An 18,761-nucleotide genomic window follows, 5' to 3' on the forward strand; every position below is an offset into this window, starting at 1 on the left:
ATTATGTCGCCCCTTATTCGCTTCATATGCGGTGACATCGTTATACGGTAGCCGCTTCGCGCCTTAACCAGTTCTGTAATAGCTTGCCATCCTGCGTCATTTCACTATCCTGGCGGACGCACAAATAGTAGTCGCGCCCGTCATCTATTGGCAGATCGAAAATCTTCACCAACTCGCCTTTGTCCAGGTACGGCATAATGAGGGGTTCGCGCATCAGGGCGCATCCCAGTCCTGCCTGTACACCCGCCAGCGTCAGCAGACCGTCCTCAAACAAGGGGCCGCTGCGCGGCGGGGAACGCTTCACGCCCTGCTGAATAAACCATTGATGCCAGGTGGTTCGTTCTTCATCATGCAGCAGCGGCATCTGCATCAGTTGCTCCGGGGTATCAATATGACCATGCAGTCGCAAAAACGCCTGGCTGCATACTGGCACCATACGCCCGGAAATCAGTTTTTCACTCTGGTATCCCGCCCAGTTGCCATTGCCGAAGCGGATCGACATGTCTGAAGCGTCACTCAGATAGTTGCGGTGATTGGCATACACCACGTTAATCTCGGTATGCGGATTCGCGCGCATAAACATCGGCAGGCGAGGAATAAACCAGCCCATCCCAAAAAGCGGAATCAGGCTAATCGTTACCTGCCGGGTCTGCTCCTGCTCCACCAGATGCTCCGTCGCCTGACGCAAAACGTTAAACGCCGCACGGATCGAACGATAATATTCACGCCCTTGCTGGCTCAGCGCCAGTCGTCGCCCATGCCGTTCGGTGAGCGCGATTTGCAGATATCCCTCAAGTAATTTGAGCTGATGGCTAACCGCAGATGGCGAAATCGCCAGTTCCCTCGCGGCTTGCGTCACGCTTCCTAACCGGGCAATGGCTTCAAAGGCGCGCACCGCCCGCAACGGAGGATCGTTGGCAAGGCGACTCTCCGCAAAGGAGGGCAATGTCGTCAATTGTTCTGTTTTATTCATATATTGATTTCTTTAGGCTATAAGCTTGTTTTGTGATTAATAAAATAATCATATTAATCATTAAGATATAAAAATATCTGTTTATCATAAGAAATAATATATGTGTATTTTACAATTTTATTCAATTATTGGATGGTACCCACTGAAAGAGCAATTTGTCGGGTACAAACGTTGGACACACTCATACAACAACTGATAAACGGTGTGATGCTGGGCAGCATCTACGCGCTGATCGCGCTGGGCTATACCATGGTGTATGGTATTTTGCGTATTATTAACTTTGCTCACGGCGATATCCTGATGGTTGGCGCGCTTACTACGCTCTCCGCCATCAATGTCCTGAATCATACCTTCCCTGCTATGCCGCAGTTATTGCAACTCGGTGTAGCGCTGCTCATTGCGATGGCCGTCTGCGCCCTGCTGGCAATGGCGGTGGAACGTTTCGCCTACCGCAGGCTGCGTAACGCCCCACGGCTGGCTCCGCTGATCTCCGGTATCGGCGTTTCCGTATTACTGCAAACCGTGGCGATGATCGTCTGGACCCGCAACCCGCTGATGTTCCCGCAGATCCTGTCGATGGCCCCGATCGCCGTGACCTCCGGCGGCGAAACTCATCCACCCGCGATTATCACTCTCACCGGCATTGTCACCGTCGGGCTGGCGCTGGCGGTCATGACCGGTCTATGGCTGCTGGTTGAATACACTCGTCTCGGGCGAGGCATGCGCGCAGTGGCAGAGAATCCGCGGGTCGCCACGCTGATGGGCGTTAACCCAAACGCCATCATCACCCTGACGTTTGCTATCGGCGGCATTTTTGCGGCGCTGGCCGGCGTGATGATGGCGAGCAACTACGGTAACGCCAGCTTCTCAATGGGCTTTCTACCCGGAATTAAAGCGTTCACCGCCGCCGTGCTTGGCGGCATTGGCAATATTCGCGGCGCGATGATCGGCGGGATTTTACTGGGTGTCATAGAAGCGCTGGGTGCGGGCTATCTCGGTGAACTCACTAACGGCGTCTTTGGCAGTAATTACCAGGACGTGTTTGCCTTCATCGTGTTGATCCTGGTGCTGGTATTCCGTCCGGCAGGTTTGCTGGGCGAGCGCGTGGCGCACAGAGCGTAAGGGAAAATCAATGACAACCGTACAACTGCAAGCTCCAGCCACGACGCGCAAATTCTGGTCAGGCATGACTTTGTTCTGCATCGCATTGCTGATCGCTCCTGTCGTTGCCAGTCAGCTTGGCGGTAACTACTGGGTCCGCGTGATCGATTTCGCCCTGCTCTACATCATGCTGGCGCTGGGGCTCAATATCGTCGTGGGCTATACCGGCCTGCTGGATATGGGGTTTATTGCCTTTTATGCCGTTGGGGCTTATCTGGCCGCTCTGCTGGCCTCTCCCCATCTGTCTGAGGTGTTCCCAATCCTCACCGTCTGGTTCCCGGACGGGCTACATACCTCGTATCTGCTGATCGTTCCTGCTGCGGCACTGGTCGCTGCCGTATGCGGCATTTTGCTTGGCGCACCGACGCTGAAGCTGCGCGGGGATTATCTGGCAATTGTTACGCTGGGCTTTGGCGAAATTATCCGCATTCTGATGCGCAACCTCGATCGCCCGGTGAATATCACCAACGGCGCCAAAGGCATCACCGGCGTGGATACGCTTAACCTGTTTGGCCTGAAGTTCAGCGGTGTTTATCACTGGCTCGGCTTTAAAGTGCCCGCGTTGTGGCTGTGGTACTACCTGCTGATGCTGGTCATTGTGGCGATCATTTTTGTCTGCCTGCGCCTGCAACACTCACGTATCGGCCGCGCCTGGCACGCGATTCGTGAGGACGAAGACGTGGCCCGCGCGATGGGCATTAACGTGCGTAACTATAAGCTGCTGGCTTTTGCTATGGGCGCCTCGTTTGGCGGCGTCGCTGGCGCACTGTTTGGCGCGTTTCAGGGATTTGTCTCCCCGGAATCCTTCACCTTGCAAGAGTCCATTGCCGTGCTGGCGATGGTGGTGCTGGGCGGTATGGGCCATATCCCCGGCGTGATCCTCGGTGCGGTACTCCTGACCGCCCTGCCGGAACTGCTCCGTAGCCAGGCGGCCCCTGTTCAACAGATGTTGTTCGGCACGGTACTGATTGACCCGGAAATTTTGCGCCAGCTCTTCTACGGCCTTGCACTGGTGCTGGTGATGCTGGTTCGCCCATCCGGTATCTGGCCGGTTCGCCACAAAGAGGTGAAAGCATGAGCCTGTTAACCGTGAGCAATATGTCCAAACGCTTTGGCGGCCTGACCGCCGTGGACGATGTTTCGCTTTCCATCAATAAAGGCGAGATCTACGGTCTGATCGGCCCCAACGGAGCCGGAAAAACCACCTGTTTTAACCTGATTACCGGGCTTTACCCGGCAGACAGGGGGGCGTTTTTTATTGCAGACCAACCCTATTACCCAAAACAGATAGAGAAAGTCACCGCCGCCGGGATTGCACGCACTTTTCAAAACGTGCGTCTGTTCAACGAGATGTCGGTGCTGGAAAACGTGATGGTCGGTCGCCACGTTCGTACCCGTAATGGGCTATGGGCTGCACTGAGCCGCCATAAACGCGCCCGTGAGGAAGAAGCGCAAACCCGCGAACAGGCCTGGCGCTGGCTGGAGTACACCGGCATTGCAAAGTTTGCCCATTACCGCGCCTGCGATCTGGCCTATGGCCACCAGCGTCGTCTTGAGATCGCCCGCGCGCTGGCTACAGATCCGCTGCTTCTGGCGCTTGACGAACCTGCTGCGGGGATGAATGCCGCCGAGAAGGTCGCGCTTGGCGAGCTGTTAATTCGTATTCGTGAAGATGGCAAAACCCTGCTGATGATCGAGCACGACGTCAAGCTGGTGATGAACATCTGCGACCGCCTGACGGTGCTCGATTACGGCAAAACGCTGGCCTGCGGCACACCGGATAGCGTGCGTCGCGACCCGGCAGTTATCGCAGCCTGGCTTGGAGGCAATAAGCATGTCTGAGTTACTGAAGGTGGAACGCCTGGATGTGCATTACGGCGGTATTCAGGCCGTTCGCGATATCTCCTTTACCCTGCATGAGGGTGAACAAGCCACGCTGATTGGCGCCAACGGCGCGGGTAAAAGTTCCACCGTGCGCGCCATCACCGGGCTGGAAAGTTTTAACGGCAACATTGAGTTCAATGGCAAAGCCGTACGCAAACAGAAACCGGAGACGCTGCTGCGCAACGGGCTGGTGATGGTGCCGGAAGGTCGCGGCATCTTTGCCCGCATGACGGTGCTTGAAAATTTGCAGATGGGGGCATGGTTAAGGCGTGACGCCGCCAGCGTTAAGCGCGAAATGGCAGAGATTTTTGAGCGTTTCCCGCGTCTTGGCGAACGCCAGCACCAGCTTGCAGGACTGCTCTCTGGCGGCGAACAGCAGCTGTTGGCGCTCAACCGCGCCCTGCTGAGCCGCCCGCGTTTGCTGATCCTCGACGAGCCATCTATGGGGTTAGCCCCCAGGATGGTGGAAAACATTTTTACCGTGATCGCCGGGCTGCGCGCACGCGGCGTCGCCCTGCTGCTCATTGAACAAAACGCCCGACTGGCGCTGGAAGTAACCGACAGCGCCTGGGTGATGGACAGCGGCAGCATTGTGCATCACGGCGAGTCGAAAGCGATGCTTAATGACGATCAAATTGCACAGATTTATTTGGGCGAAATGCCTGTTTAACACACTCACCAACAGCAGGGAAAAACAATGAAAACAGTAAAAATCAGTGCGCTCAGCGCCGCTATTCTGCTCAGTAGTTTTGCCTCTACAGGTGCATGGTCAGCTAAAAGCGAAACCGTGACCATCGGTCTTGCAGGCCCGCTTACCGGCCCGTCTGCCCGTATTGGTAAAGATCTGGAGAACGGCGCCCAACTGGCGATTGACGATATCAACAAGCAGCACCCGACCATCGGTGGTAAAGCGGTGACCTTCAGGCTGCAATCTGAAGACGATCAGTCCGACCCGCGCACTGCCGTGGCTGTGGCGCAGCGTCTGGTCGATAGCGGCGTGGCGGGCGTAGTCGGCCACTGGAATACCGGCACCAGTATTCCGGCGGCACGCGTTTATCACGATGCGGGTATCGCCCAGGTCGCGCCTGTTGCCACCGGTCATGCCTATACCAGACAGGGCTTTGATACCAGCTTCCGTGTGATGGGGCATGACGACGACGGCGGCCAGTTTGCCGGTCAGTACGCGGTGAATACCCTGAAGGCAAAACGTATTGCCGTGATCGACGACCGTACCGCATTCGGTCAGGGGCTGGCTGACGAGTTTATAAAATCACTTGAAGCGCAGGGCGTGAAGATTGTTGACCGTCAGTACGTTGACGACAAAACCGTGGATTTCAGCGCCGTGCTGACCGCCATTCGTAGCAAAAATGCTGACCTGATCTTCTTCGGCGGCGTGGATAGCCAGGCCGCGCCGCTGGCGCGTCGTATCAAACAGCTGGGTATGAACGCCACGCTGATGGGCGCAGGCGGCTTCGTCAGCCAGACCTTCCTGCAACTGGCCCAGAAAGAAGGCGAAGGCGTCGTGGCGCTGGAGCCGGGCCTGCCAGTTGAGCAGATGCCGGGCGGTAAGGCGTTTGAGCAAGAGTATCAGTCTCGCTACCACACCCATATTGAACTCCACGCCCCATTCGCCTATGACGCCACCCGCGTTCTGGTTGCTGCGATGGAAAAAGCCGACTCTGTCGATCCGGCTGAGTATCTGCCGGTTCTGCGCGCAATAAGCTATTCCGGCGTTACCGGGCAGATCGCTTTTGATAATGAAGGCAACCTGAAATCGCCGTCTTTCACCGTCTACAAAGTCGTGGATGGTAAATGGCAGCCGCAAACGGTACTGGGCGGCGCCAAAACGAAGTAACGCAGTGAGGCAATGTGATGAGTGATAATAATGAGCTGGGCATTCTCGCCCGCCGCAAAATAGAAGCAGAGATTATTAAACCAATCTATGAAATCCTGGTGCGCGAGATAGGGAAAGCCCGCGCCCAGGCGGTCATTGGCGAAGCCATTGAGCAGGCGGCGATCGATGCCGGTAAAGAATTTGCGCACAAGGAGCCGAATGGCACAGACGTGAAGAGTTTTATCGCCCTGCAATACCTGTGGGAGAAGGATAACGCGCTGGATGTCAAAGTGATCGACGCCGACGACAAGCAGTACAACTATAACGTCACCCGTTGCCGTTATGCCGAGATGTACCACGAGATGGGCCTCGGTGAGATTGGTCACCTGCTCTCCTGCGCCCGAGATGAGAAATTTATCGTCGGCTACGCGCCCGACGTGGAGCTGACCCGTACGACCACCATCATGCAGGGTGGCGCATGCTGTGACTTTCGCTATCGCACCAAAAAGGAAGACGTATGATCCGCGTGAACGCAGAGCGTTTATGGTCGACGCTTGAGATAATGGCGCAAATCGGCGGCACGCCAGCTAGTGGCGTCACCCGACTGGCATTAAGCAATGAGGATCGCCTCGCCCGTGATTTACTGCGCGACTGGGCGCAGGAAGCCGGGTTTCGCTGCGAAATCGATAGCATGGGCAACATGTTTATTCGCCGCGCCGGTAAAAAACCACAGCTTGCGCCGGTGATGACCGGTTCACACGTTGATTCTCAGCCGCTGGGTGGGCGATATGATGGAATTTACGGCGTGCTGGCCGGGCTGGAAGTGCTGCGTACTTTAAACGATCAGAACATTGAGACCGAACGCGATATTGTACTGGTCAACTGGACCAATGAAGAAGGCGCACGCTTCGCGCCAGCAATGCTGGCCTCCGGCGTCTGGAGCGGGCAGTTCACACAACAATACGCATGGGCGCGTGAAGATCAGGACGGCATCAGCGTCGGCGAGGCGCTTGAGGCCATCGGTTACCGTGGCGACCAGCCCGCCGTCGCCTTCCCTGTCTACACCTGTTACGAGCTACATATCGAGCAAGGCCCGATTCTCGAAGAGGAAGGTATTGATATCGGCCTGGTGCATGCCGCTATGGGCCAGCGCTGGTTCAACGTTGTAATCCGCGGATTTGCCGCCCATGCCGGCACCACGCCAATGGCCAGCCGCCGCGATGCGTTGACCACCTTCGCCCGTCTGGCGCTGGCGGTGGAAGACATTGGCAATCAGCACGAACCTGACGGCAGAGCGACAATCGGCATGGCGCAGATTTCACCGGGATCGCGTAACGTAGTGCCAGGGGAAGTACATTGCAGCGTGGAATTTCGTCATCCACAGACTGCCGCCCTCCAGGCAATGGAAACGGCGCTTCGCAAGGCAACCGCCGATCTGAATCAGCGCGGCATTCAGCTCGACGTGGAACGCATCTTCGATTACGCCCCCATCGCATTTGACGAGACCTGTCTACAGCGCAGCGCAAACGCGGCCCAGGCACTGGGATACAGCAGCAAACGGATGGTGTCCGGCGCCGGTCACGATACCTGTTATATCAGCAAAATCGCGCCCGCCAGCATGATTTTTATCCCCTGCGAAAAAGGCATCAGCCATAACGAGGCAGAAAATATTCAGCCGGAATGGGCAGAAAAAGGCGCTAATGTTCTGCTGCACAGCATCCTGCCAGCTGCGCTTGAATAACAGAGCCAGGTGAACCGGTCAGTCAGAAGAATCACTATTCAACTTAATCGATTACAAGCATGACCGGGTTTGACCATACAGCAGACCATGAATATGACTCATGTTGTAATGAAATTAAGTCTCTTTCACTCATCCAGTGACTCTGGCATAAAAGAGACCTTACTCACTTATTGATAACATGAAGACTGCTAAATAATAAAGTCAGGTAACTCTGTAAAATCAATAAATTAATTCAGTTTTCATATCATGACTTAGGATGCAGAATCACGATGAATAACGATTTTACATTTACGATCAAAAGCAGTCGCTTCGATGAACATTATAACCCTTCTGAAAATACGCGTATTACTACCAACTTTGCGAATCTGGCCAGAGGAAAGAACCGCCAGGAAAACTTACGCAACACGTTAGTGATGATTGACAATCGCTTCAATACACTGGCGTATTGGGATAACCCCAAAAGCGATCGTTATTCTGTGGAACTTGATATCATTTCTGTTGCGATGAATATTAACGTTGATAGCAACAGCGATACGTTCCCCGCAATTGAAATATTAAAAACCAATATTATTGACAAAAAGAACAACGAACGTTTTGAAGGTATTGTCGGGAATAATTTTTCCTCTTACGTACGAGATTATGATTTTAGCGTATTACTGCCAGAACATAACAAAAACAAACCTGAGTTTAGCATTCCAGATAATTTTGGTGATTTGCATGGGAACATATTTAAACATTTCATAAACTCAAATGAATACAAAGAGCATTTCAAAAAACCACCTGTGATATGCCTCAGCGTGTCAAGTAACGATATCTATCATCGGACTGGAAATCAGCATCCTGTATTGGGTATCGAATACCAGCCAGGTGGTTCTTCGTTAACTGAGAAATACTTCAAAAAAATGGATTTGCAGGTTCGCTATTTTATGCCCAAAAATAGCGTTGCACCTTTAGCCTTTTATTTTTCTGGTGATTTACTTAGTGATTACACGAATCTTGAACTTATCAGCACCATCAGCACGATGGAGACGTTCCAGAAGATTTACCGACCTGAAATTTACAATGCTAACGCCGCAGCAGGTCAATGCTATCAACCAAATCTGAACCACCAGGATCATTCATTAACAAAAATTGTTTATGATCGGGAAGAACGCAGCCAGCTGGCTATTGAGCAAGGAAAGTTTACAGAAGAGCACTTCATCAAACCATACAAAGATATTCTTGAAAAATGGTCTGCTCACTACGCTCTTTGATTAACCGAAAATAAAAGGTCATCGATTATGAAAATATTACTACCCACTTCAACGGCTGGCAGTTTACCTAAACCTTCCTGGCTTGCTCAACCTGAGACGCTTTGGTCGCCCTGGAAATTGCAAAATGAGGAATTAATCGAGGGAAAACAAGATGCGCTACGTTTGTCCCTGGATGATCAACTACGGGCAGGTATTGATATTGTTAGTGATGGCGAGCAAACGCGCCAACACTTTGTCACCACGTTTATTGAACACCTCAGCGGCGTTGATTTTGAGAAACGTCAGATTGTTAAAATTCGTAATCGCTATGATGCGAGCGTACCGACCGTTGTTGATGCGGTAGCGCGTCAAAAACCCGTTTTTGTTGAAGATGCAAAGTATTTACGCCAGCTCACTCGTCAGCCGATTAAATGGGCGCTGCCAGGGCCTATGACGATGATCGATACGCTCTACGATGCCCACTATAAAAGCCGCGAAAAGCTGGCCTGGGAATTTGCAAAAATTCTCAATCAGGAAGCCAGAGAGTTAGAAGCTGCCGGCGTCGATATTATCCAGTTTGATGAGCCCGCATTTAATGTGTTTTTTGATGAAGTGAATGACTGGGGGATCGCCGCGTTAGAAAAAGCCATTGAAGGGCTAAAATGCGAAACCGCTGTGCATATCTGCTATGGATATGGCATCAAAGCCAATACCGACTGGAAAAAGACGCTGGGGTCAGAGTGGAGACAATATGAAGAAGCTTTTCCCAAACTGCAAACGTCTAATATCGATATCATCTCACTGGAATGTCATAACTCGCATGTTCCAATGGATCTGCTTGAACTGATTCGCGGTAAAAAAGTCATGGTAGGGGCCATTGACGTGGCAACCAACACCATTGAGACACCAGAAGAAGTCGCCAGTACGTTACGTAAAGCGCTTCAGTTTGTCGATGCCGACAAGCTCTATCCTTCTACCAACTGTGGTATGGCCCCCTTATCTCGTCGGGTAGCCAGAGGTAAGCTCGATGCCCTAAGCGCAGGCGCAGAAATCATCCGAAGAGAACTTTCGGCTAAATGACTCTGTTAATAAGATACGGGCTTTGAGTTGATTTCGGTAGATCTGAGAGGAATTTGAAATGGTGCGATAATAGGAACAACACCTATGCATTAATTTATTGATTATTAATGAAAATTATATGTTCCATCTTTGGTGATACCCCCGAAGATACCCCCAATAGATTTTTTGTGTTCATGATGTGAGATTATTACTTAATGGTAGTTCCTTTTGAACATCACTCGCTATAGCGGATGGTGGGGAAGTTCCATACTCTATGATAATATATGTTTGTATAGCGAGTTAACCTATGGAATGGAGTTTCTATGAAGAAAGAAGATGGCATCTCAAAATATAAGCTCAACAAAATAGCCACCGAATCGTTAAGAAATACTATACGACTTCATTTTGACTCTATTTTACTCTATAGAAATGGATCATATCCCAGCGCATTTCAGCTTTCCGTGTTAGCTCTTGAAGAGTTTTCAAAGGCTAACTGGGTGGATCACTATATCTGGACATCTGAAACAAATGAAGGCTATCCAAAAGCAGATTTTGAGCAGGAATGGCTTAAGCTCCTATATCAACATCCTAAAAAACAATGGAATTTTGTAGCAAGAGAAACAAATGATTATTCACCAAAATTTATATCATTAATACAAAGTAGAAAACTGGAAGAAAAAAAACAAAACTCTATATATGTTGGACTATCTCGTAGCAAGGGGAAAATAGATACAGACAGTAGAATATCCACTCCTTGGAGAATAAAACAAGGAGATGCAAAGGAAATTATTTCAATAATCAATGATGAGTTAATAAAAATATGTAAAAGAATTGAAGAAGATGAATTCTACTTTGAAGGAGGGAAAAACATGGACGATGTATTCGATTACAAAATTTATAACAACCTATTAAAATGGCCACACAAAAGTGGAATAAAAAACGAAGGGTGGAGAAATAGAAATTTCCCACAAAAATAATAAACACTTTCGAATTTCGGTTGAAAAATACATACGGCTTATCGGAATAAATAGCGAGACATGGACAGATATAATTATCTGCCCATTTATTGTCCATACAAAAATACCTATCAAACCTACAAATTATATTAAGAGTCATTCTAACATCATAGATTATTTTTTATAAGACAGCATTTTTTATATTTTTTACCGCTTCCACATAAACACTTATCATTTCTTCCAAGCTTAACTTTAAATTTCCCCCTTAATTCCTTCGAATCATAAATCATTGGCTTATCCATTTTTGCTTCTTTAACTGCAAGATCCATTTTTGTATCTTTTTGCCACGGAAAGGATAGCTTACATATCGAAGCCACCATACCAAGTCGATCAGCCTCAACCAAAACCCCAAACCATTGATTTTGCTTTGCTAAATATTTTTTTGCATTAACATGGGCCATCAATTTATTTTGAGCTGATTCTAAATCACCAGCTAATGTATGAACGGTTAGACCACCAACCCCATTTTCTAGCTGAATAGTAAAATCATGAGTAAGGTTATCCTGTATGGTTAAGTATTGTATCCTACCTACTGCCTCATTAAGCATATCGACAAACTTACCATTTCCTTTTAAAAGGATCAGGCCCAGATCTGTTAAATCATCATTAGCCAGTCGTTGAATTTTAAAAAGAAGCCTACCAAAGAATCCTGATGTATATTTTTGCAAAATGCCTTTTGGTGTTCCACTACCGGGCAGTGCTAATCTTCGTACCATAAAAGCAGCATCTAAGTCAGAAGCAATATCATCCGCTAGATGCATAAAGGTCATATCATTCTCAATCCATAAATTATATTTTAAATGCATGGATAGAAGAACAATTTCTGTGCTCGCCATTAGAGCGTCATGATAACCAGTACGGCGGTCAACAAAACTCAAGAAAAATAAAGGCTCCGAAAGAAACTCAGTAAGAATATCTAAGAAAAAAATATCCATAATATATGGTGCTTTTAAATGTTCTGTTTTCTCATATTTAAGATGAAGTCGACACTGAAAAGCTAAGGACGGATAACTCTCAGATGTTATACAAACTGGGTAGCAAGATGTAGGCCGATCTTTAAATTCTACCAAATTTCCACTTGCATCCTTAAAGTGAACCCCCGCTTCCATAAGAGCATTGGAGCATTCTATCGCCTGATCATAAGCGTTCTGAAATCCCTTAGTGAAATCATCTTTAACAATCTCAGCTTGTCCTTTTCTTGAGGAAAGCGTCATACCTTTAGATTTTGCTTGTACGATTAAATATTTACTCCCGAATTTAACGAGTATATCGATCTCACCAATTTTCTCTGCCGCATTTTTAAAAATATCAATATTTACATAGACGTTTTCTCTTCCAAAAACAGATACTAATTTATTATATGTGAATGCCTCAGTGAAATTTCCTCTATGCTCATCAGCAAACTTGCGATACGATTTATCTTCACGCATCCAAAATATTGGGCTTTCATACATTGATTGAGCAAGTGATGTTAACTGGAATAAATAATATTTATCATTTAGACATACAATAGGCTTTGCATTAATAATATTAAAATCATCTATTGAGCTAAACGATGTGTTATCATCTTTTGAACTTGTACTAAAAATAGTCAAAAAAGCAATTACTATTTCCTTTGACTGTTTAGATAAACGAATTAGCTCATCAACATTTATTTCATGAAACTGAAGGCGAGATTCTTTATGACTTATTAATTCGCTACGTGATGCAATGGAGTTAAGATTTTCATTAAGCATTTCATTAATAGCTCGATATATTGTATAAGCATCATTCATATCGAAACCAACATGATCACGGAGCCATACTTCATCTTCTATATAACGTTCTCTTGCGAATGATGCAAATTGAAACTCAAATGCCTGCTCAGCACTATAAAATATAAACTCACGAACAACATCTTTTTCCGTAAAAAAACTTTCAAACGAAAGTTTCGGATTCTCAAGAGAGAAATTTTTCATTCCTGAAGTTTTTATGGCCTCATGAATATCTTTTAAAATTTGTTCAGCAGAATCAACATATTGAGTTAGCTTATCGCTGCTTATTTCTACTGCATTATAACCGGACTTGAGCATCAACCCATGCAGTAGTGATAACTCAGTTTTAATCAATCGGTCAGATGAAGTTAGATGGTTCAAATCATCAGTTTCCAATCCTCCTTGGAAACCTATTGTACAGTCTCTTAGGCATAAATATGAATACGCATGAATAAAACCGTCTTGTTTACAAAGTTCCTCTAACTCTAAAAATTTCGCTTGCTCATTATTCATTATTGTCTCCAAATATTTTATTCAGCAATGCCAACGATTATAAACAGCAGGGGCGTGGTTTTTTCAAGAAACTATGTAACTTTTGATAAATTTAGTCAAGTTTAAAATGACAACTAAATTAGACTATATTGGTATATACTGGTAAAAAGTAATTAATTAGACAAATTGCTTTTTAAAGGAATACTTATTCCTTTAATTCATCATCGATGAATGTGCGGTAAAATGTAATTTTAGAAATGACCACAAACATTTAAAGTTAATGCATATGATAATTTCTTGATGATACTAAATGCAGATTAACTCATGATTTAAAACCTCTTTGATTGAAAAATATAAACTTGTCCTGATTTTTTTGTTCTAGATATCCATCTTTTAGATTTCCTTTTAACTTAGATTTAAATCTATTTTCATAGTCCACTATATATGACGTTTTTTTCATTATTTTTTCTTCAATCACTTTTTCTTTATTCCTTGGCTGAATAACAGGTTTTTTTATACCTAAACGTTCTCTTACCTCTTCGATCTTAACTGCTCTACTATTGAAATTGCTACGGCCTTTGAGTCTAAATTGATGGGTAGCTGTTGTTGCTGTTTCTGCATGATAAAGTATCCTACTGATAGAACCACCAATATATGTATTACTCCTACCACCGAGGCCACTTTTATTATAAGTTTTGATTGGTTCTTTATTGTGTTGTTTTTTAACTCTGTTGCGTATTTGTGCAGCTTTTTGTGTTGTTCTTCTAACTTTAGAGCTTGTTGGTCTATTATATTTTTTGCTGAGTTTAAAGCTGTAGTTGTTGTTTCTAACGAGTTGTTCACCCTTGTTAGTGTCTGCTGTGTCTGATTCAATGCTGTGCTGACTGATTCTGATAATATCATCATCGATTCGGTCAGTGGCTCTACTGTCATTGATATTTGGTTCAATAAGTGATCGTCCAATACTATTTGGTTCATCATCTTTTCTTGCTGAGAAACTTCTAACGAGTTCATCATCTCTATTTTTGTCATATTTCACCTTTGTTTTAATAGTGTTCCAGCTAAATTTTTTGCCTAATGAAGATCCCTTAAACGCTATGTCATTTACACTGAATGAAACCCCCGCCACGTTGCCAGTGCTGGCAACATTGAACCTTGGCTCAATGCTTACGGCCTGCAGACGTTCTACGAACGTCTCTAAGTCTGGTTTTCCTGTCATAGCCGCCTGTAAGGCGTTCTGTAGCACGATACGAGCTGGTTTTTCACCTGTACGAAGAGCTTGCTCGATCTCGTTCTTGGTTGGTGCTGATACGTCTGATTTTTGACCTTTAAGTCCCTGTGTAATGGTTAAGCCGTGCTTTACTTCTAAACGTTCACAAGCTGTTATTGTATTAAATGCTGAGTGCTGACCGTGCCATACAGAACCATCAAGGCCGACACGATTCGCTACTATATGGATATGGTCTTTATCAGTATCTTTATGACGCACACAAATATATTGATGTTTGTCTATATCGATATTCATTTCTTTCAAATAGTCTTTTGCTATCTCTTGCCATTGTTCATCTGTGAGCTTCTCATCTTTTGGAAGAGATAAAAACGCATGAAAAGTTGGTTTATTTATATCAGGTCTAAAATTGCTTACAGCTTTGAACTCATCAGTTAAATCACTAACATTATTTTTATCTGCTGACATATTGCTACAAATGAAATCATGATCATCTTTTAATATATACTTAACTCTGTTTTTAAATGATTTACCTGACTTCGCTACGTATCCCTTCATAATTTAGATCCTTGTTTATTTCTATTATCCTTCTGCTAACTTGCTTTATATTAAAATTAAGCTTATTAACTTCATTTTTATCAAAGTATTCATTGCTATTTAGTTTTTTTGTTGCTTGATTTATATTGTTTCCTAACGATGAAAGTTGTATATAAGTTTTTTGATTAACTTCGGGCATTTGTCTTCTTACAATAGGTTCAGACTTTAATATTTCTCTTCGGATGTAATGGCCTCTTTCAAGGCCAGACGCTGAAACTAATGATTTTAGATATTCAAACTCTGCTTTGTTTACTCTGAACTGTATAGATATATCCCTTCGTTCCTCCGAGGTTAAATTTATACGACCTCTTTTTCTATCTGTATTTAACATATATAATCCTTAATAGCTTTTATATAGTCTTCATCATTTTCCTTAATCAATGTTTTTAGAAGATCATCAGCTTTATTTTCTTGTATATACCTGTGAGCCACGAAATAGCATAGTCTTTGTTCATCAACATTAATTTCATTGAAAGATATATCTTTATCTTGTTCTATGTAATAAAAAAATCTTGCTAATAACTCAAACTTCATTTTTAAACTTATTTGTTTCTCTAAGTCATCATTATTCATATTCTATTACTCCTCTTATATTTAATCAGTGCTTTTTTATCTATCATTTTTCTAACGTCTAATATTGATTGCTTTGCTTCGCTTGAAGAGTCTTTTTTACCCATACAACTACGGATCATGAAGCCGCCAAGCATTATACAAAGAAGCATCATTGCTATTGCTATAATCATCTATTAATTTCCTCAACTAAAGTGAATATAAAACTCATCTTCTTCTTTTGATTTCAAAACAACATTATTATAAAAATCTTTAATGTCATTGATACGTTCAGGATCTGGATAGTTCTTTATTTCCTCGCTATTTATTATTTTATTCAATGCGTTTTCTGCTCCCTTTTTACTTATTGTTTTACCTTCATTGCTACCTGAAAAATGATTATTATACTCTTCACAATGAAAACTCTTATAAAAAACAGCGTCAGCATAACCAAAAAAGAAAGCTACTTTTTTATCTTTTTTTCTTTCAATACTAAAATCGTGCGACATATGTATAACTCCTAATATTATTTATAATATCCAAAGTAAATCTTTGGGGTTTGATTTACCGCCTCCCATTTGATAAGGGGAACAGGCGGAAGGGTAGATCTTTTTCAACCCTACGAGCAAAGCGAGATAGGGCAATCCGAAGGATTGGGTAAATAGCGGATACGCTATTACACCTTGCCTCAGTTTCCGAAAGCTAAAAAATAAAAGCTGAACTCAACTTATATTTAAATAAATAACCGATCTAAAAAACTAGTCAATAGCGGCTACATAAATAAATACACTGCACGATAAATAAAATGCAAATAAAGATAGGGTAAATAATATATTGTCTTTATGACAACTTTGGGGGGGGGAAATCGTCAAGGGCTAAATCGTGGGGTCCCGCTTGCGGGTTCCGATTTAGTGCTTGATGATATAGAGGAGGAAATAAAATTTATATGGGTGATGGTTCGACACTTCGAGCCATCACCTTGGAAGACGTATTTTACATTCTCCTTCTGAAAGAAATCCTGTCAGAAAAAACCAACTTGCTAATAATAAACCCAACAATCGCAATGACAAATAAACTAATATTACCAGCTATTATTCCTGAACTCATACCGATCAAAACTGATAATATTAAGGTGCTGAATACTATTAAAAATACACACCAACCCGGCGGAGCACCGTATAATACAGTTGCTTGACATCCAGTGCATACGTGAACCCCTTTCTGACTTTCTTTTAGACAGTATGGGCATTGAATGGTATTATTTTCCATTTCCTATTCCTCTAATCTTTCTTAAAAACCGCACCTTGGTAAACAACTCCATCTTTGACTTTTTCGATTTTAAAAGTCCAAGATCCGAGATTTTTGTTTTGCGTTTTGGCGATATAGATGGGTTTCTTGCTTTCATCCCAGCTTTTAACGGTAAAAACACCATCGCGAAACTTGATCACATCTTTCTGAATATCAAGCCTGACGCCGAACTGTTGATTAACATAGTTGCCATAGATGCCATCATCGCCACACCCTGCTAGCAGGACGGCAAGACCTGCCACTAACATAAATTTCCGCATACCTTTTCCTTCACCAATAGCACAGATCTACGATTGACCTGTAAACGCCTTAGGATTCAATTATTTTCATGTCTAGTCATATCGTTTGTACCGATCGAAAAAATAAACAATGATAGATAAAAACTATCAAAATAAAATAACCGATCGTTTAAACCAATTAATAACGATCGATTTAGTGCCTTTTGATTGTTAAAACCTATCAATATTAACATATCGATCTTTTATACCGATCTATTTCTGTTAAGGATTTGGATCTTGAACGGACAACAGCGGGAAAAGTTCTATGGTGGGATATCTGGAACGAGACTTTTTTTATATTTTTTAGATATATTTTCCTTTTTACTTTATTAGCCCTCGTTTTATAGTTTTTTTGATCTAGCTCTGCTTTATATTTTATTAGTGCCATATAAAACAAGGCACCTTTACTATAAATAAACTTAGCTTTACTGAGAGCTATATACTGCCTTGTGTTCGCCCCCTAAAATGGGACTTCACCCAAGGCTTCGCCTCCTGAAATTTTCAACTTATTTTGTTGAAAATCTATCAAGATTGGCGAAAACCAAGATGAAAAATATGACTTCACCCAAGTTGATCTGGCTTAAAGCTCTACATCGTTTCCAATGTAGGACACCCTACGACACCCCCAGATTCGTTCATGCAGATTAATGTATTGTTATCCCCTATTTATGCTTTCAACAAAGGTAGGGCTTTCTCATAGCTATTCCATATACAACTTCACTTATCTGTTTAGAACTTCGCTTCGGGTTGGTATTACGTCGCTTCCCCTTCTATACCTACAATCAACAAAACATACGGACATCTCTCATTAGCGACTCGCGCTCAATTGCTCCACATATGCAGACCTGATACAAAGGTTTATAATTTGATTGCTTTTGAGGACATTAAAGATTCTGGAAATGGTATTCAAAAGACTTGTAAAAAGCTCAGATTTAGATTTGACAAATATGAAAAGATTATTTAATACTTTATTATATTTGTAATCACGTTAATCCTCTAACTGATTACAAGACTTAAAAAAGTCAGCGAAAACTTTTTTAGTCCTTAAAAAGTCAGATTTAACATCTGGCTTTTTTTGTATCTTTACTTTTTATAGATCTTATATTTTAATAGTCAATAGGAAGATAGGAGATATTTCACAAAATCATTTTGGTTAACGATAGCAGACTTAATAAAGGTCAGATATATATCTGACCTTTTGCTTAAGATATCAATATTATTCATATAAAATCTCTAAACGCTATACAATCCATTTTGATATGTTTTATTTTCACATATAACAAATCATAATGGCCTCTGTATGCATACACATTATATTTATTCTAACCTCTTCAAAATCTATGTATCTATGCTGACTTTGATCAATACTCTTCTTCGTTTTTTCAATAATATCATCGTAAACGGTTTCCATATAATATTTATCAGTAAATAGATCGAATACTTCATTAGCAGGCTTCGCAAGCACTTTCTTGGTAAAGCGAGAGTATTCTAACAATGCTGTAAGTTCTGCTGAGTTCTGACTATTACATTTATTTTCTTTTTTCATTTTTGGTTCCTTATTTAATCGTTAAGTAAATATCCCCCTACACTTTCATGTATTATTTAAAAGGGATTGTTGTATTTTATAAATATATGTTTATATTGCTTTCACATAC

Annotated in this window: 19 protein-coding genes; 10 read left to right on the plus strand and 9 right to left on the minus strand. The window is 43.7% G+C overall.

Going from position 1 to position 18,761, the window contains the following annotated elements; all coding sequences use genetic code 11:
- Positions 1 to 40: 40 nt before the first annotated feature.
- Positions 41 to 973, minus strand: coding sequence for a LysR substrate-binding domain-containing protein (locus FD428_RS16995; protein ID WP_047458702.1), 933 nt, complete (start codon positions 971 to 973; stop codon positions 41 to 43).
- A 171-nt stretch (positions 974 to 1,144) separates the two neighbouring features.
- Between FD428_RS16995 and FD428_RS17000 the strand changes: the two genes are divergently transcribed.
- The 10 genes from FD428_RS17000 to FD428_RS17045 all read left to right on the plus strand — a co-directional run bounded on the left by FD428_RS17000 (position 1,145) and on the right by FD428_RS17045 (position 10,861).
- Entirely contained in the window at positions 1,145 to 2,095 is a 951-nt protein-coding gene (locus FD428_RS17000; RefSeq protein WP_024130638.1) for a branched-chain amino acid ABC transporter permease, read from the plus strand.
- A gap of 10 nt (positions 2,096 to 2,105) precedes the next feature.
- Positions 2,106 to 3,212 carry a branched-chain amino acid ABC transporter permease gene (locus tag FD428_RS17005; protein ID WP_049010604.1) on the plus strand — a complete coding sequence of 369 codons (1,107 nt, stop codon included), beginning with the start codon at positions 2,106 to 2,108 and terminating at the stop codon, positions 3,210 to 3,212.
- Entirely contained in the window at positions 3,209 to 3,976 is a 768-nt protein-coding gene (locus FD428_RS17010) for an ABC transporter ATP-binding protein (RefSeq protein WP_012133754.1), read from the plus strand. Before FD428_RS17005 ends, FD428_RS17010 begins: the two co-directional genes overlap by 4 nt.
- Positions 3,969 to 4,688 (plus strand): ABC transporter ATP-binding protein, encoded by a 720-nt coding sequence (locus FD428_RS17015; RefSeq protein ID WP_110494636.1) that lies wholly within the window; start codon positions 3,969 to 3,971, stop codon positions 4,686 to 4,688. Before FD428_RS17010 ends, FD428_RS17015 begins: the two co-directional genes overlap by 8 nt.
- Before the next feature lie 27 nt (positions 4,689 to 4,715).
- Entirely contained in the window at positions 4,716 to 5,873 is a 1,158-nt protein-coding gene (locus tag FD428_RS17020) for a branched-chain amino acid ABC transporter substrate-binding protein (RefSeq protein ID WP_047458708.1), read from the plus strand.
- A gap of 17 nt (positions 5,874 to 5,890) precedes the next feature.
- The gene (locus FD428_RS17025) at positions 5,891 to 6,373 is read left to right on the plus strand and encodes an L-2-amino-thiazoline-4-carboxylic acid hydrolase (protein WP_114847662.1); all 483 of its coding nucleotides are present in this window, start codon (positions 5,891 to 5,893) and stop codon (positions 6,371 to 6,373) included.
- Positions 6,370 to 7,593 carry a Zn-dependent hydrolase gene (locus FD428_RS17030; RefSeq protein ID WP_114847661.1) on the plus strand — a complete coding sequence of 408 codons (1,224 nt, stop codon included), beginning with the start codon at positions 6,370 to 6,372 and terminating at the stop codon, positions 7,591 to 7,593. The genes FD428_RS17025 and FD428_RS17030 overlap by 4 nt, the downstream gene beginning before the upstream one ends.
- Positions 7,594 to 7,862: 269 nt before the next feature.
- Entirely contained in the window at positions 7,863 to 8,846 is a 984-nt protein-coding gene (locus tag FD428_RS17035) for a DUF1852 domain-containing protein (protein ID WP_104869048.1), read from the plus strand.
- A 27-nt stretch (positions 8,847 to 8,873) separates the two neighbouring features.
- Positions 8,874 to 9,905 (plus strand): methionine synthase, encoded by a 1,032-nt coding sequence (locus FD428_RS17040; RefSeq protein ID WP_114847660.1) that lies wholly within the window; start codon positions 8,874 to 8,876, stop codon positions 9,903 to 9,905.
- A gap of 302 nt (positions 9,906 to 10,207) precedes the next feature.
- Positions 10,208 to 10,861 (plus strand): AbiV family abortive infection protein, encoded by a 654-nt coding sequence (locus FD428_RS17045; protein WP_020231146.1) that lies wholly within the window; start codon positions 10,208 to 10,210, stop codon positions 10,859 to 10,861.
- A 146-nt stretch (positions 10,862 to 11,007) separates the two neighbouring features.
- Here FD428_RS17045 and FD428_RS17050 read toward each other — a convergent pair whose 3' ends face one another.
- From FD428_RS17050 to FD428_RS17090, 8 genes are all read right to left on the minus strand, one after another.
- A complete protein-coding gene (locus FD428_RS17050) occupies positions 11,008 to 13,167 on the minus strand; it encodes a YecA family protein (protein ID WP_059334104.1) in 2,160 nt (719 codons plus the stop codon).
- Between the two features lie 301 nt (positions 13,168 to 13,468).
- The gene (locus tag FD428_RS17055) at positions 13,469 to 14,932 is read right to left on the minus strand and encodes a relaxase/mobilization nuclease domain-containing protein (RefSeq protein ID WP_080224989.1); all 1,464 of its coding nucleotides are present in this window, start codon (positions 14,930 to 14,932) and stop codon (positions 13,469 to 13,471) included.
- Positions 14,904 to 15,302, minus strand: a complete 399-nt coding sequence (locus tag FD428_RS17060; protein ID WP_114847659.1) for a hypothetical protein — start codon at positions 15,300 to 15,302, stop codon at positions 14,904 to 14,906. The genes FD428_RS17055 and FD428_RS17060 overlap by 29 nt, the downstream gene beginning before the upstream one ends.
- Entirely contained in the window at positions 15,296 to 15,544 is a 249-nt protein-coding gene (locus FD428_RS17065; RefSeq protein ID WP_114847658.1) for a hypothetical protein, read from the minus strand. Before FD428_RS17065 ends, FD428_RS17060 begins: the two co-directional genes overlap by 7 nt.
- Positions 15,545 to 15,726: 182 nt before the next feature.
- On the minus strand, positions 15,727 to 16,029 hold the full coding sequence (locus FD428_RS17070) for a hypothetical protein (protein WP_080224986.1): 303 nt from the start codon (positions 16,027 to 16,029) through the stop codon (positions 15,727 to 15,729).
- A gap of 484 nt (positions 16,030 to 16,513) precedes the next feature.
- Entirely contained in the window at positions 16,514 to 16,789 is a 276-nt protein-coding gene (locus FD428_RS21865; RefSeq protein ID WP_071595938.1) for a hypothetical protein, read from the minus strand.
- An 11-nt stretch (positions 16,790 to 16,800) separates the two neighbouring features.
- Positions 16,801 to 17,088, minus strand: coding sequence for a hypothetical protein (locus tag FD428_RS17080; protein ID WP_020231154.1), 288 nt, complete (start codon positions 17,086 to 17,088; stop codon positions 16,801 to 16,803).
- Between the two features lie 1,288 nt (positions 17,089 to 18,376).
- The gene (locus FD428_RS17090) at positions 18,377 to 18,652 is read right to left on the minus strand and encodes a hypothetical protein (RefSeq protein WP_000711964.1); all 276 of its coding nucleotides are present in this window, start codon (positions 18,650 to 18,652) and stop codon (positions 18,377 to 18,379) included.
- Positions 18,653 to 18,761: the final 109 nt, after the last annotated feature.

This window comes from Citrobacter sp. TBCP-5362, from assembly GCF_005406305.1.
GTDB classification, from domain to species: Bacteria; Pseudomonadota; Gammaproteobacteria; order Enterobacterales; family Enterobacteriaceae; genus Citrobacter_B; species Citrobacter_B koseri.